At 71.6% G+C, this 14,153-nt stretch carries 12 protein-coding genes; 5 read left to right on the top strand and 7 right to left on the bottom strand.

All coding sequences use genetic code 11. The features are described from left to right. Positions 1-4: 4 nt before the first annotated feature. Both IE267_RS30750 and IE267_RS30755 read left to right on the top strand, forming a co-directional pair. A complete protein-coding gene (locus IE267_RS30750; protein ID WP_373300115.1) occupies positions 5-490 on the top strand; it encodes a hypothetical protein in 486 nt (161 codons plus the stop codon). A gap of 53 nt (positions 491-543) precedes the next feature. Further along, on the top strand, positions 544-1,401 hold the full coding sequence (locus IE267_RS30755; protein WP_189765425.1) for a spermidine synthase: 858 nt from the start codon (positions 544-546) through the stop codon (positions 1,399-1,401). 15 nt (positions 1,402-1,416) lie between these two features. On the opposite strand, the gene IE267_RS30760 is transcribed toward IE267_RS30755, so the two are convergent. Next, a complete protein-coding gene (locus tag IE267_RS30760) occupies positions 1,417-1,983 on the bottom strand; it encodes a superantigen-like protein SSL4 (RefSeq protein WP_189765426.1) in 567 nt (188 codons plus the stop codon). A gap of 99 nt (positions 1,984-2,082) precedes the next feature. Between IE267_RS30760 and IE267_RS30765 the strand changes: the two genes are divergently transcribed. The 3 genes from IE267_RS30765 (at position 2,083) to IE267_RS30775 (ending at position 6,478) form a co-directional block, all read left to right on the top strand. Then, positions 2,083-2,772: a response regulator transcription factor gene (locus tag IE267_RS30765; protein ID WP_161252092.1), complete on the top strand. Its 690-nt coding sequence runs from the start codon at positions 2,083-2,085 to the stop codon at positions 2,770-2,772. Beyond that, on the top strand, positions 2,769-4,145 hold the full coding sequence (locus IE267_RS30770) for a sensor histidine kinase (RefSeq protein ID WP_161252090.1): 1,377 nt from the start codon (positions 2,769-2,771) through the stop codon (positions 4,143-4,145). The genes IE267_RS30765 and IE267_RS30770 overlap by 4 nt, the downstream gene beginning before the upstream one ends. A gap of 827 nt (positions 4,146-4,972) precedes the next feature. Beyond that, positions 4,973-6,478 carry a cellulose binding domain-containing protein gene (locus IE267_RS30775; RefSeq protein WP_189765427.1) on the top strand — a complete coding sequence of 502 codons (1,506 nt, stop codon included), beginning with the start codon at positions 4,973-4,975 and terminating at the stop codon, positions 6,476-6,478. A gap of 80 nt (positions 6,479-6,558) precedes the next feature. Here the strand turns inward: IE267_RS30775 and IE267_RS30780 are convergent, their stop codons facing one another. The 6 genes from IE267_RS30780 to IE267_RS30805 all read right to left on the bottom strand — a co-directional run bounded on the left by IE267_RS30780 (position 6,559) and on the right by IE267_RS30805 (position 14,153). After that, entirely contained in the window at positions 6,559-6,705 is a 147-nt protein-coding gene (locus IE267_RS30780) for a hypothetical protein (protein WP_189765428.1), read from the bottom strand. A gap of 11 nt (positions 6,706-6,716) precedes the next feature. Then, positions 6,717-7,457: a MerR family transcriptional regulator gene (locus IE267_RS30785; protein ID WP_189765429.1), complete on the bottom strand. Its 741-nt coding sequence runs from the start codon at positions 7,455-7,457 to the stop codon at positions 6,717-6,719. A gap of 51 nt (positions 7,458-7,508) precedes the next feature. After that, a complete protein-coding gene (locus IE267_RS30790; protein ID WP_189765430.1) occupies positions 7,509-9,158 on the bottom strand; it encodes a bifunctional aspartate transaminase/aspartate 4-decarboxylase in 1,650 nt (549 codons plus the stop codon). A 34-nt stretch (positions 9,159-9,192) separates the two neighbouring features. Beyond that, positions 9,193-10,896: an aspartate-alanine antiporter gene (gene aspT / locus IE267_RS30795; protein WP_167153050.1), complete on the bottom strand. Its 1,704-nt coding sequence runs from the start codon at positions 10,894-10,896 to the stop codon at positions 9,193-9,195. A gap of 2 nt (positions 10,897-10,898) precedes the next feature. Continuing rightward, positions 10,899-12,584 (bottom strand): aspartate-alanine antiporter, encoded by a 1,686-nt coding sequence (gene aspT / locus IE267_RS30800; RefSeq protein WP_167153051.1) that lies wholly within the window; start codon positions 12,582-12,584, stop codon positions 10,899-10,901. A 156-nt stretch (positions 12,585-12,740) separates the two neighbouring features. Continuing rightward, positions 12,741-14,153 (bottom strand): GH1 family beta-glucosidase, encoded by a 1,413-nt coding sequence (locus tag IE267_RS30805; RefSeq protein WP_189765431.1) that lies wholly within the window; start codon positions 14,151-14,153, stop codon positions 12,741-12,743.

Here is a 14,153-nt window from a genome sequence, read left to right on the forward strand (position 1 = left end):
CTGCGTGAACACCGACACCGACCTCGACTTCCCCGTCTCGGCTACGCAGACGACGACCGTCCGCCACCCGCACTCACCGCAGGCGAGCGCACCCCCGGCCGCCGCGTGCGGCGCCGCGGAGGAGCCCTGCGACCTGGTGACCGTCCCCGCCCGGCAGGGCCTGGAGGCCGTCGACATCATCCGTCGTGGCGCCGCCCCGGCCGCCGTGGGCCCGGTCCTGCACGACGGGGCCTGTGACACCCTCGGCTTCCTGGTGCCGTCCGGCACCGCCGCCGCCTGGGACGTGCCGGGCAGTGCGTGTACGGAGACCAACGGGCGCGGGCTTCGCATCGAGGGCCTGCCGGTCGAGCCGCCCGTCACCGGCTCGGGCTGGCTCCTGCCGCCGAACACCACCGAGGTCACCGACCCGGGCCTGCTGCGCGCGGCCCTGGGTGAGGCGGCCCGGATGATCGAGGCTGCCGACGGCATCCGCGAGGCCGAGGGCCGCTGAGGCGGCCCCGGCCCGGGAAGGCGGCACCCGTCCGGGCGGTCGATAATGGCCGGATGGCGAAGAGCAGCAGGCGGCGCGGGCCGGAGCCCGTCGTCGAGACGGTGGACGGCGGCCTCGCCGAACTCATACCCGACCGGGACCGCGCCGGCGGGTGGACGCTGCTGCTGGACGGTGCGCCCCAGTCGCACGTGGACCTCGAAGCGCCGGACCGGCTGACCTTCGAGTACCAGCGCCGCCTCGGCCATGTCATCGACCTCGCGGCCCCGTCCGGCCAGGCCCTGAACGTGCTGCACCTGGGCGGCGGCGCCTTCACCCTGGCCCGCTACGTCGCGGCCACCCGCCCCCGCTCCACCCAGCAGGTCGTGGAGCTCGACGCGGCGCTGGTCCAGCTCGTACGCCGGGAGCTGCCCCTCGACCCCGGGGCCCGGATCCGGGTGCGCGGCGGGGACGCGCGGGCGGGGCTCGCCAAGCTGCCCGACGCCTGGGCCGACCTCGTCATCGCGGACGTGTTCAGCGGGGCCCGCACCCCGGCCCACTTGACCAGCACCGAGTTCCTCGCCGACGTGCGCCGGGTCCTGAAGCCGTCCGGCACGTACGCCGCGAACCTCGCAGACGGGCCGCCGCTCGCGCACCTGCGGGGCCAGATCGCCACCGCCGCCGGGGTGTTCGCCGAGCTGGCCCTCGCCGCCGACCCGACGGTGCTGCGCGGCAAGCGGTTCGGGAACGCGGTACTCGTCTGCTCGGCCGGGCCGCTGCCGGTCGCCGAGCTGACCCGGAGGATCGCGGGCGACCCGCACCCCGGGCGCGTCCAGCACGGGCGCGAGCTCGCCGACTTCACCGGCGGGGCGGTCGCGGTGAGCGACGCGAGCGCGAAGCCCTCGCCGGCCCCGCCCGCCTCCGCGTTCCGTTGAGCCGGGGCCGCCCGGTCAGGTGTTGTTGATCTCCACCGAGGGCGGATGGCCGTTCCAGGTGCAGAACACCGACACGGTCTCGCTGCCGCGCGTGAAGGTGACCCGTATCCACTCCGTCTGTATCCAGCGGTCCATGCGCCAGCCGGACGCGGGCGTCGCAGAGACCAGTTGGGCCGAGGTCTCACCGAGATCGAAGACGACCCGGCCGCCCGCCACGTTGTAGCCCTGCACCGCGCCTGAATTGGCCGGATTGCCCGAACTGTCGGACGCCGAGGGTGGCTTGCCGCCGGACGGCTCGGACGAGGGGGCGCGGCTGCTCGGCGGCTTCCCGCTCCCGGGGCTCTTCGACGGCTTCTGGGACGCGGAAGGCGTCGGCGAGGGCGGGGTCTCCTGGGGCCGGTGGGTCGACGACGCGTCCGGCGACGAGCCCTGGTTGGCGCGCGCGTCGGCGCTGATCGGCAGCGCGCGGGGCGGGTCGTACGCCGTGCCGGCCATCACCGTGTGGACGCCCCACCAGGAGAGCGTCACCGAAGCTCCGGTGGCGAGCGACCACGCCAAACCGTGTACGAGTCCTCTGTGCATCCGGGCCATACTGCACCACGAGCCCCACCCGTGTCCCACCAGCGCCGACTCCACTCCCGCGGGGGACTCCGGTCCTCCGGATGGCGTACGGTGCGGGCCATGGCAAGTGTGCTCGTGGTCGAGGACGACCAGTTTGTCCGCTCCGCCCTCATCCGCCACCTCGCCGAGGCCTCCCACACGGTACGGAGCGTCGGCACGGCACTTGAGGCGCTGCGCGAAGTGGCCCATTTCCGTTTCGACGTGGTCATCCTGGACCTCGGGCTGCCCGATCTGGACGGGTCCGAGGCGCTGAAGATGCTGCGCGGCATCACCGACGTACCGGTGATCATCGCGACCGCGCGGGACGACGAGACGGAGATCGTGCGGCTGCTCAACGACGGCGCCGACGACTACCTCACCAAACCGTTCTCCGTGGAGCACCTCTCCGCGCGGATGGCCGCCGTGCTGCGCCGGGCGCGTGCCGCGGCCGGGGCCGAACCGCCCTCGCGGGTGCTCCAGGTCGGCGGGCTCCGCGTCGACCCGCTGCGCCGCCAGGCCGAACTCGACGGCGCTCAACTGGACCTGACGCGGCGGGAGTTCGACCTGCTCGCCTTCCTCGCCGGGCGGCCCGGCGTGGTCGTGCCGCGCAAGGAGCTGCTCGCCGAGGTGTGGCAGCAGTCGTACGGCGACGACCAGACCATTGATGTCCATCTGTCCTGGCTGCGGCGGAAGTTGGGCGAGACGGCCGCCCGGCCCCGTTATCTGCACACCCTGCGGGGCGTCGGCGTGAAGCTGGAGCCGCCGCGATGAGATGGGCGCTGGTCAAGGTCTGTCTCGCGGTCACCGTGATGGTCGTGGTCGCCTTCGCGGTGCCGCTCGGCATGGTCATCAAGGAGATGGCCCGCGACCGGGCGTTCTCCAACGCGGAGCGGCAGGCCGCGGCGATCGGGCCGACGCTGTCCATCACCACCGACCGCGACGCCCTGGAGCGGGCGGTCGCCTCCACCCAGTCAGGCGCCGAGAACCGGATGGCGGTGCACGTCCCGGCGGACCCGGCCGTGCCCGGCAGCGGGCCGGTGGACATCGGCACGCAGCGGGCCGCGGACAAGGACCTCGTGGCCACCCGGAAAGTGATCAAGGCCTCGATATCGGACGTCTCGGGCGGCTCGACCCTCCTCCAGCCGACCGCGCTGAGCTCCGGCCAGATCGCCATCGTCGAGGTGTTCGTACCGGAGGCCGAGGTCACCAACGGAGTGGCGACGGCCTGGCTGGTCCTCGCGGGCGTCGGCATCGGCCTGATCATCGGCTCCGTGGCGGTCGCCGACCGGCTCGGCGTACGGATGGTCCGCCCGGCCCAGCGGCTCGCGGGCGCGGCGCAGGACCTCGGCGAGGGCAAGCTCGGGGCGCGGGTGCCCGAGGAGGGGCCCACCGAACTGCGCTCGGCGGCCGTCGCGTTCAACTCGATGGCCGACCAGGTCGTCCAACTCCTCGCGAACGAGCGCGAGTTGGCGGCCGACCTCTCGCACCGGCTGCGCACGCCGCTCACCGTGCTCCGCCTGAACGCGGCCTCGCTCGGGGACGGGCCCGCGGCCGACCAGACCCGGGCGGCGGTCGAGCAGCTGGAGCGGGAGGTCGACACGATCATCCGCACGGCGCGCGAGGCCAAGCCCAAGACACAGCCGGCCGGGCCGGGTGCCGGCTGCGACGCCTGCGAAGTCATCCTGGAGCGGATGGAGTTCTGGTCCGCGCTCGCCGAGGACGAGGGGCGCGAGGTGCGGCTCGCCGGGGTGGACCGGCCCGTGCGCATCCCGGTCGCCCGGACCGATCTCGTGGCCGTGCTCGACGCGCTGCTCGGCAACGTGTTCCGGCACACGCCGGAGGGGACGGCGTTCTCGGTGGACGTCCACAACGGGGAGGACGCGGTGATCGTGCTCGTCTCCGACGCGGGCCCGGGCATCTCCGATCCCCGGGCGGCGCTGGCCCGGGGCAACAGCGGGGGGCGGCCCGGCTCGACCGGGCTCGGCCTCGACATCGTCCGCCGGGTCGCGGAGTCGACGGGGGGCGACGTCCGGATCGGCCACTCCGTGCTGGGCGGCACGGAGGTCCGGCTCTGGATCGGGCTCGGCCGTCCCGCCCCGACCCGCCGCAGCCACCGCCTCCGCCGCCGGGGCGTGTCCGCCTAGCCCCGCGAGGCCCGGCCCTGGGGCTCCGCCCCAGACCCCGGTTTTTTTGCCCCTCCCCGCCCCTTCCCGCAACCCTCCGGGGGTGGGGAGGGCCGGGAGAGCTTTCGGAGCTGCGCCCCGGGCCCGGTGGTTCGGGCGCGCACCGTGCTCGCTTTTTTGCGCAGTTCCCCGCGCCCCTGAAACCCGTTTACGTCCGCGGGCCGTGCGTGGCTGGTCGCGCAGTTCCTCGCGCCCCTGAAACCCGTTTACGTCCTCGGGCCGTGGGTGGTTGCTCGCGCAGTTCCTCGCGCCCCAAAAACCCGACGTTGGCCTCGCGCCGTGGTCGCTTTTCGCGCAGTTCCTCGCGCCCCTGAAAGACTCGGTGCTGGGGCACCTACAGCCTGTCCGGCGTTTGAGGACGAGCGCCGTTCAGGCGCGAACGGGGGTGCAGGGGGCGGAGCCCCCGCAGGGGTCTGGGGCGCAGCCCCAGGGCTCAGCCGATGCAACCCGCCGCACGGGCGGGAGGGTGGGCAAGCCCCCCGGGGTCTGGGGCGCAGCCCCAGGGGCCCGGAACCCAACCAACCCCGAGTGACGGGCGGGCGGGTGGGCAAACCCCTGGGGTCTGGGGCGGAGCCCCAGGGGTCAGTCGATGCAACCCCGCCGCAGGGCAAACCCCCGGGGTCTGGGGCGGAGCCCCAGGGGACCCGGGCTTAACCTCCCCCCATCGCATCCTTAAGGGGAGCCTAAGATCCCCAAGCCCCGCCCAGTACTGGGCATTTGTCCGGATCCACCGGGCTAGCGTGCTGCCCGCACCCCAGAAAACCCCGCAACGCAGAGGCAGGCACGGCATGGGCACCAGTACGCACCGGCGCAGGGCGAGCGGCAAGACCAAGGTGATCGGCGGCCTCGTCGCCGCGGCGGTCGTCGGTGGCGGAGCCTTCGCGCTCACCGGCACCGCCCAGGCTGCCTCGGTCGGCGCGGCGTACACCAAGACCAGCAGCTGGACCGGTGGTTACACCGGGCAGTACGTCATCACCAACGACAGCGGCAAGGCGCTCTCCGACTGGACCCTGGAGTTCGACCTGCCCACCGGGACCACCCTCGCCTCCCTCTGGAACGGTGACCAGACGGTCAAGGGACAGCACGTCACCGTGAAGCCCCCGAGCTGGAACAAGGGCGGCCTCGCCGCGGGCAAGTCGGTGACCATCGGCTTCGTCACCTCCGCGAGCGGCGCCGCGGGCGACCCGACCGGCTGTCTCATCGACCAGGAGAAGTGTTCGGTCGACACCGGCGCCACCCCGCAGCCCAGCGGCCGCCCCACCGGACAGCCCACCGCGAAGCCCTCCCCGTCGGCGAGCGGCAAGCCCACCACCAAGCCGACGTCGCAGCCCTCCAAGACGGCCACCCCCACCGCGATACCCACCCCGAGCAAGACGTCCTCCGGAGGCGGCGGCACCGCGGGCGGTGCGGGCTTCGCGCCGTTCGTGGACACCTCGCTCTACCCGACGTACGACCTCGCCGGCACCGCCGACAAGACCGGCGTCAAGCAGTTCAACCTGGCCTTCGTCACCTCGGGCGGGGGCTGCACCCCGCTGTGGGGCGGGGTCACCGACCTGCCGGGCGACAAGGTCGCTTCGCAGATCGGCGCGCTGCGCGCCAAGGGCGGTGACGTCCGGGTCTCCTTCGGCGGCGCCTCCGGCTCCGAACTGGGCCTGGTCTGCAAGAGCGCCGACGAGCTGGCCGCCGCGTACGGCAAGGTCATCGACGCGTACAAGCTCACCAAGGTGGACTTCGACATCGAGGGCGCGGCTCTGCCGGACACCGCGGCCAACGCCCGCCGCGCCCAGGCCGTCGCGAAGCTGCAGCAGTCCCACCCCGGGCTCGACGTCTCCTTCACGCTGCCGGTGATGCCGGAGGGTCTGACCCAGCCCGGCGTCGACCTCGTCGCCGATGCCAAGAAGAACGGCGTCAAGGTGTCCGCCGTCAACATCATGGCGATGGACTACGGGCCGTCCTACAGCGGCGACATGGGCGACTACGCGATCCAGGCCGCCACGGCGACCCAGGCGCAGATCAAGGGAGTTCTGGGTCTTTCGGACGCCGCCGCCTGGAAGGCCGTCGCGGTCACGCCGATGATCGGCGTCAACGACGTCAACGTCGAGAAGTTCACCGTCGCCGACGCCACCCAGCTCGTCGACTTCGCGAAGTCCAAGGGCCTGGGCTGGCTCTCGATGTGGTCCGGCGCCCGTGACCAGGAGTGCCCCGGCGGCGCCAAGAACTCCGCCGACCCCACCTGCTCCTCGATCACCCAGGAGCCGCTCGCCTTCAGCAAGGCCTTCGCCGCCTACAAGTAGCCACCGCGGAAGGGCCCTTGGGCCCCACTGAACCAGCGTCCCGGCCGGTATGCACCTTCCCCCACGTCGGCCGGGGCGCCTCAGTGTGCCTTCGCCACCAGGGCCAGTACCCCCACCGCCACCACTACGGCGGCCACCACGCCCCACCCGATCACCCCGAACGCCGCGAGCGCGCACACGAGCGGCAGCACGATCAGCAGGAAGGGCAGGAGCGAGTACCGGTTCACGTTCATCCCCTTCATCGCGCCGCCTCCAGGTAGTCCGCCAGCGCGTCCCACTGACCCGGCCGCGCCGACGCGTCCCCGGACAGCGCCGCCGGGTCCTCGCGCCACGCGGCCCGTACGCCCGCCGAGAGCGTCCGGTCGCCGCCGCTGAACAGGGCGCTCAGCTCGTCCATCCGGGCCACGAGCCCGCGTACCCGGGGGTCGGTCGGCTCGGTTCCCGCGAGCCTCAACTCCTCGGCGCGCCGGTACAGTTCGGGCCACTCGACCTCCAGCAGGTAGTGCGCGGCCGGTCCGGCCGCAGCGCCGTGCCGGGCGAGGGCCCGCAGCTGGTCGTCGTCGAGATGGCGGCGCACCGCGCCTTCCGCGGCGCCGGTGGCGCGCAGTGCGTCGAGGACCGCGGCGGTCGTCGGGGGCCGGCCGCCGGCCAGCGCCTCCTCGATGCCCGCGAGCCGGTCCCGCAGGGTGGTGAGCGCCGCGAGCTGGGCCTCGACGCTCTCGCGGTGGTCGCGCAGGACCCGGGCCGGATCGAGGCCCGCGTCCAGGCAGCGGGCGATGGTGTCGAGTTCGAGGCCCAGGCCGCGCAGGGCGAGCACCTGGTAGAGGCGCCCGACGTCGTCCTCGGTGTACTCCCGGTGCCCGGCCGGTGTACGGCGCGACGGGGACAGCAGCCCGATGGCGTCCCAGTGGTGCAGCGTGCGGACGGTGAGCCCCGCGGCCTCGGCCAGGGGGCCCACCTTCCAGGTGGATGTGCTCATGCCGTCACTGTGCATCCTCACGCCGCGTGAGGTTCAAGCCCCGCGCCCGTCTCACACCCTCGACGTCCGCCACTCCTCCGCGTAGTCGTTGAAGATCGCCCGCAGGTGGTGGCCGATCTTCAGGTAGTCCAGGTCGTCGAGGTTCGCGAGCGAGACCCGCACCGACCACTCGGGGCCCTCGAAGCCGCCGCCGTTGAGCAGCACCACGCTGGTCTGCTCGGCGAGCCGGAACAGCGGGTCGACCGGCTCGTAGTTCTTCTCCAGAAAGGCCGCGAAGTCCTTGCCGTGGACGCGCTCGGCCTCGGCGAGCAGATCGAGCTCGATGTAGTACCCGGCCCGCTTCGGATCGTCCGCGATCTTCATCTGGGCTCCCTCAAGCAGGAGTTCGAGCCGCTGGTTGACGATCGCGCGGATGCGGTGCTTGTACGCCTGGCCCTCCTCCAGGAGGTCGAACAGCGAGAACAGGCTCATCATGACCTGCTGCGGCAGTGAGAGGCCCGCGGTGTGGTTGAGGGCGACCTGCCGCGAGTCGGCGACGAGCCGGTCGATGAACCTGATCTTCGACGGCTCCAGGCTGAGCGTCCCGTACCGCTTGTCCAGGCGCTCCTTCTCGGACCGCGGCAGCGCGGCGATCAGCTCGTCGATCACGTTGTCGTCGTGCAGTCCGATCACCCCGAGCCGGTGCCCGGTGCAGCCGTAGTGCTTGGAGTACGAGTAGACGAGCAGGGTGTTGCGCGGCACCTCGGCGGCGATCGAGCGGAAGCCCTCCACGAACGTGCCGTACACGTCGTCGGTGACGATCAGGAGGTTCGGGTTCGGCCCGGCCACGATCTCCCCGATCTGCTGGGAGACCCGGTCGCTCAGCGCCAGCGAGGGCGGGTTGGACGGGTTGACCAGGCACACCAGCTTCACGCTCGGGTCCGCGAGCTTGGCGACCTCCTCGGCGGGATAGCGCCACTCGCGCACCCCGGTCTCGGTGAACAGGCTCGCCTCGACGCGCACCACGTCGAACTCGTAGGTGTCGAGTTCGGGGATCTCGATGTACGGCGTGAACACCGGCACCATCAGGGCGATCCGGTCGCCCTTCTTCAGGACGCCGTTCTTCATCAGGGAGTCGAAGATGTAGCACATGGCCGCCGTGCCGCCCTCGGTCGCGAACAGCGACAGGTTGTCCTGCGGCGGCCGCTTGTCGAACATCTCGTCGGCGAGGTAGCCGCGCACGATCTTCTCGGCGTGCACCAGCATCCGGTCCGGCACCGGGTAGTTGTCGCCGATCGAGCTGTCGGTGAGCTCGTGCACGAACTCGTCCCGGTCGAAGCCGAACCGCTCGACGGCGTACGCGATGCACTTCTCCAGAAGCTCGATGCCGGGCAGGTCCGGGTGCTGGCGCACGTACGCGTCGAAGCGGGCGGCCGCGCCCTGCTTCTCCGGCATGCCGCCGAGGTTGTCGGCGGTCCACACCCGGCGGGACTCCGAGAGGGCGAAGTAGCCGAGCGCGTAGAAGGCCTCGCGGGGTCCGGTGGCCACCCAGTTCGGGTTGCCGCGGCCCGCGTTGAGCATCTGCCGTGCCGACTTCTCCTTCTGGCCGGGCTCGTCCTCCTGTACCGCCTGGGCGATCTGGATGAACTTGTCCTTCAGCTCGAACGGGGAGAGCTGGGCGAAGGACTGGATTTCCTCACGGGTGAAGGTGGTCTTGGGCACGGGACTTCCTTACGTGTGTGAGCAGTTGAGGACGTCAGTGGTTGAGGAGGATGATCACGGCACCCCAGATGGTGAGCAGCACGTTGCTCATCGCGTAGGGGATCGTGTAGCCGAGCGTGGGAATCTGCGATCTGGACGCCTCGTTGACCGCGCCGAACGCGGCGGTCGTGGTCTCGCCGCCCGCCAGGACGCCCATCAGGATGGGGAAGCGGATCTTCTGGATGTAGTGGCCCACCAGGAAGCCGACGAGCAGCGGCACGACGGTGACCACCACGCCCCACAGCAGCAGGGTCCAGCCCGCCGTGGACAGGCCACTGGTGAAACCGGGCCCTGCGTTGATGCCGACCACCGCGATGAACAGGCAGAGCCCGAGGGTGTCCATGAACCACTGGGCGCCGGGCGGGACATTGCCGTACGTCGGGTACTTGGAGCGGATCCAGCCGAAGACCAGACCCATGATCAGCGCACCGCCCGAGGTGGACAGCGAGATCGGGACGCCGCCCGCCTTCAGGGCCGGGATGCCGATCAGGGCGCCGAGGAAGATGCCCAGGCCCACCCACACCATGTCGGTGGCGAAGCTGGTCGGCACCGGCTTGCCGATCGCCTTGCCGGCCGGGCCCACCAGCCGCTTGGGCCCGGTCAGGATGAGGGTGTCGCCGCGCTCCACCGGGGTGGAGAGCCGGTAGGGGAACTCGGTGCCCGAGCGGTACAGCTTGTCCACGTACACCCCGACCATGAACGGCTCCTGCCGCAACTCGCCGATGGTCTTGCCCAGTTGGGCCTTCTCGGAGGCCACCACGTGCAGGGTCTCGGTCTGGTAGCCGAGCAGCTCCACGTCGTCGCTCTCGCCGCCGATGTGGGTGCGGGCGTCGTAGGTGACGAGGTCGCCGCGGATCGCGCTGATGGCGACGGTGTCGCCCGAGTGCAGGACCGTCTGCTGGTCGTGCTGGAGCACGGTGCCGTCGCGCCGCACCGCGGTGATGTAGACGCGGCGGCCGAGCTGCTTCTGCTGCTGCTCGAAGTCGTCGATGGTGCGCCCGACGATGTCGGGGCGCTCCACCTTGTAGGCGCGCAGCACCACCTCGTAGTAACCCGCGCCGAGGTCGGGGTCGTTTCCGGGCGCGTCCAGCTCCTGGGCGAGCTTGGCGCTCTCCGCGGCGAGGTCCTTGCGGTAGAGCCGCGGCAGCACCGAGGCCAGGAGCAGCGCCGCGCACACGGTGCCGAGCGGGTAGCAGACCGCGTAACCGATGGCGACGAGGTTCTCCTCGCTCTTGACCTGGGCGGGGCTGAGGCCCGGCAGGTTGCCGATGGCGTCCTGGGCGACGCCGATCACGGCGGACTGGGTGAGCCCGCCGCCGAGCAGCCCGGCCGAGAGCCCGGGCCCGTACCCGAGCATCGACGCGAGGCCCCAGGACACCAGCAGGCCGGTGACGCAGACGATCAGCGCGTTGGCGACCTGCGGCAGGCCGTCCTTCTTCAGGCCGCGGAAGAACTGCGGGCCGACCCGGTAGCCGAGCGCGAACAGGAACATCGTGAAGAAGAGGTTCTTCACGGTCGCGTCGATCGGCACCTTGAACTGGGCGCCGAGGAACAGGCCCACGATCAGACAGCCGGTGACCGCGCCGAGCCCGATCGCCTTGTAGCGGACCTTCCCGAGCAGGAAGCCGAGCGCGATGGTGACGAACACCAGGAGCTCGGGGTGCGGCTGGAAGATGTTCCGGTTGATGAAATCGATCATGTTCAGGCTCCGAGGACGCCGACGAGGACCGGACCGGTCAGGGGCAGCAGGAAGTTCGAGAGCGTGTACGTGATGGTGTAGCCGAGCATCGGTACGGAGCTCTGGGCGACCTGGGTGATGGAAGTGATGGCGGGCGTCGAGCACTGCTGGCCCGCGATGGCGCCGATCAGGAGCGGCTTCTCGATCTTCAGCAGCGTGCGTCCGACCAGCAGCGACAGGGTGGCGGGGATCAGCACCATCGCGATCCCGGCGAACGGGAGCAACGCCCCGTACTGCTTGAGCAGCGGCCAGGCCTGCGGCCCCGACACCAGGCCGGTGCAGGCGATGAAGACCGCCAGGCCCATGTCCTTCAGGGTGGTCGCGGCCTGCGGCGGGAACGCGCCGAAGGTCTGTTTGCGGGAGCGGAACCAGCCGAAGACGAGACCGGAGATCAGGCAGCCGCCGCCGGTGCCGAGCGAGAGCGGGATGTCGCCGGCCCGGACCACGATCTGGCCGAGGAGCGAGCCACAGACGATGCCCAGGCCCAGGTAGATGAAGTCGGTGGCGTCGTTCTTGACCGCGGCGCCGATCTTCGCGACCAGTTTGTTGAGCCCGGACCGGGCACCGACCAGCGTGAGGACGTCACCGCGCCGCAGCACGGTGTCCGGGGTCGCGGGCAGGTGCTGGTCGTTGCGGATCACGTCGGTGACGTACACGCCCTGCTTGATGAACTCCGGGTGGGTGCGCTGGAGTTGGTCGAGGCTCTTGCCGTCGGCGGACTTCTCGGTCATCGCGACCTGGGCGGTGGCCAGCGGCGAGTCGAGGCCCGGGATGCCGGGCGTCTCGGGGCCGATCTCACGGCCCGCCTCGATGGTGTTGGCCCGCCGTCCGACCACGAGCACGAGGTCGGACAGGGTCAGCTCGACATGGGGCTCCGGGGTGATGGCGCGGCTGCCGCGGCGCAGAGCCTCGATGGTGATCCGGCCGTCGAGTGAGGACTCCAGGTCGCCGATGGTGCGCCCGTCGGCCGTCGTCACCAGGTAGGTGCGGCCCACCAGGCCGGGCAGCGCCTCGCGCTCGTCCGCCTCCAGGCCGTGCTCGCCCCCGCCGCCGCGCATCTTCTCCCACAGCTGCCGGGATGCGTCCCGCAGGTTGATGCGCAGCATCATCGGCATGATCTGGCTGGTGTAGATGACGATGGTGATGAGGCCGAAGAGGTAGCAGACCGTGTACGCGGTGGCGACATGGCCCTGGTAGTCGCTGACCTGGGCCGCGCTGAGGCCGCCGAGCTTGCCGATGGCCTCGGTGGCGGTGCCGACGACCGCGGACTCGGTGGCGGCGCCGGCCAGGATGCCGGACGCGGTGCCGACGTCGAGCCCGAAGGCCTTGGCCAGGCCGAAGGCGATGCCGAGGACGCAGACCAGCTCGATCAGGCACAGCGTGAAGAAGCGCAGGCTGCCGCGGTTGAGGTTGGCGAAGAACTGCGGCCCCGCGAGATAGCCGAGCGAGAAGATGAACAGGGCGAAGAAGACCGTCTTGACGTCACCGGAGACCTGCACCTTGGCCCAGGCGCCCATCAGGAGCGACACGATCAGGGTGCCGCAGATGCCGCCGAGCGTGATGGGTCCCGCCCGCAGCTTGCCGACGAGGTAGCCAAGCGCGAGGCAGAGGAAGAGGGCGAGCTCCGGGTGGTCCTTGAGGATGCCCATCGCGGCTCAGCCGAGCCGGGGGGCACGTGAGGCATACGGAACGACTCGGTCGCATATGGACACAAGGTGCATAAAGGCGAAATTAACAGCGGACGGGGGCGGCGGCACCCCGGTCCGCCGCCCCGCCGTCGCCCCCTTGCCGCTCCTGCCGTGGTGTCAGGCCCCGGGCGCCGCCGGTAGTTCACCCGTTCGGGCCAGCTCCGCGTACCAGCGGGCGCTCGACTTCGGGGTGCGCGCAAGGGTCGCGTAGTCCACGTACACCGCGCCGAACCGCTTGCCGTACCCGAACGACCACTCGAAGTTGTCCATCAGGGACCACAGGTAGTAGCCGCGCACGTCCGCGCCGGCCTCCATCGCCCGGCGGACCGTCGCGAGGTGGTCGTGCAGATAGCCGATCCGGTCCGGGTCGTGCACCGATCCGTCGGGGCCCGGCCCGTCGTCGCAGGCCGCGCCGTTCTCGGTGACCAGGAGCGGCAGGCCCGGAGCCTCCTTGGTGTAGCGAAGGAGCAGGTCGTACAGGCCCGACGGGTCGATGGTCCAGCCCATCGCGGTGCGCTCGCCCGGCGGCTGGTGGAAGGCGACCGAGGTGGCCCCCGGCCAGGGCGAGTGCGCGCTCGCCCCGTGCCCGTCGGCGCGGGCGTCGGCCTGCCCGGAGTCGGCCGCCGACACCAGTGAGGTCGTGTAGTAGTTGAGGCCGAGCGCGTCCAGCGGCTGCTGGATCGCGCGCAGATCGCCGTCGTGCACGAAGGACCAGTCGGTGACCGGGGCTGTGTCCGCGAACAGGTTCGCCGGATACGCGCCGTGCAGCATCGGCCCGTGGAAGATCCCGTTGGCCAGGTCGTCGATCCTGCGCACCGCGGCCAGGTCCGCCGGGTCCGGTGAAAGCGGCCTGATGACGGCCGAGTTGAGGCTCACCGCGACCTGGTTGCGCGCGGGAAGCACCGCGCGCAGCGCCGAAGTCGCCTCGCCGTGCGCCAGGTTGAGGTGGTGGGCGGCGCGCAGCGAGGCTGCCGGTTCGGTGCGGCCGGGTGCGTGCACTCCGGAGGCGTACCCCAAAAAGGCGCTGCACCAGGGCTCGTTGAGGGTGATCCAGTGCTCGACCCGGTCGCCGAGCGCGGCCCCGACGAGCGCCGCGTACTCGGCGAACCGGTGGGCGGTGTCCCGGGCCGGCCAGCCGCCCGCGTCCTCCAGTTCCTGGGGCAGGTCCCAGTGGTAAAGGGTGAGCGCGGGCTGGATGCCGTGGTCGAGCAGCTCGTCGACCAGGCGCCGGTAGAAGTCGAGGCCGAGCTGGACGGCGGGCCCGCGCCCGGTGGGCTGCACCCGCGACCAGGACACCGAGAACCGGTACGCGGTGAGCCCCATGTCAGCCATCAGCGCGACGTCCTCGCGCATCCGGTGGTAGTGGTCCACGGCCACGTCCCCGGTGTCCCCGCCGTCGGTCCGGCCCGGGGTGTGGCTGAAGGTGTCCCAGATCGACGGGGTGCGGCCGCCCTCGGCCACCGCCCCCTCGATCTGGTAGGCGGAGGTGGCGGCGCCCCAGAGGAACCCGGGCGGAAAGCGGTCGGACAT

This window comes from Streptomyces xanthochromogenes, assembly GCF_014650455.1.
Taxonomy (GTDB): domain Bacteria; phylum Actinomycetota; class Actinomycetes; order Streptomycetales; family Streptomycetaceae; genus Streptomyces; species Streptomyces xanthochromogenes.

Bases quoted from the DNA above. Each gene is read 5' to 3' on its own strand.
- IE267_RS30755 (WP_189765425.1), top strand. From the start codon at position 544: ATGGCGAAGAGCAGCAGGCGGCGCGGGCCGGAGCCCGTCGTCGAGACG.
- IE267_RS30765 (WP_161252092.1), top strand. From the start codon at position 2,083: ATGGCAAGTGTGCTCGTGGTCGAGGACGACCAGTTTGTCCGCTCCGCC.
- aspT (WP_167153051.1), bottom strand. From the start codon at position 12,584: ATGGGCATCCTCAAGGACCACCCGGAGCTCGCCCTCTTCCTCTGCCTC.
- IE267_RS30775 (WP_189765427.1), top strand. From the start codon at position 4,973: ATGGGCACCAGTACGCACCGGCGCAGGGCGAGCGGCAAGACCAAGGTG.
- aspT (WP_167153050.1), bottom strand. From the start codon at position 10,896: ATGATCGATTTCATCAACCGGAACATCTTCCAGCCGCACCCCGAGCTC.
- IE267_RS30785 (WP_189765429.1), bottom strand. From the start codon at position 7,457: ATGAGCACATCCACCTGGAAGGTGGGCCCCCTGGCCGAGGCCGCGGGG.
- IE267_RS30770 (WP_161252090.1), top strand. From the start codon at position 2,769: ATGAGATGGGCGCTGGTCAAGGTCTGTCTCGCGGTCACCGTGATGGTC.
- IE267_RS30805 (WP_189765431.1), bottom strand. From the start codon at position 14,153: ATGTCCGACCGCTTTCCGCCCGGGTTCCTCTGGGGCGCCGCCACCTCC.
- IE267_RS30760 (WP_189765426.1), bottom strand. From the start codon at position 1,983: ATGCACAGAGGACTCGTACACGGTTTGGCGTGGTCGCTCGCCACCGGA.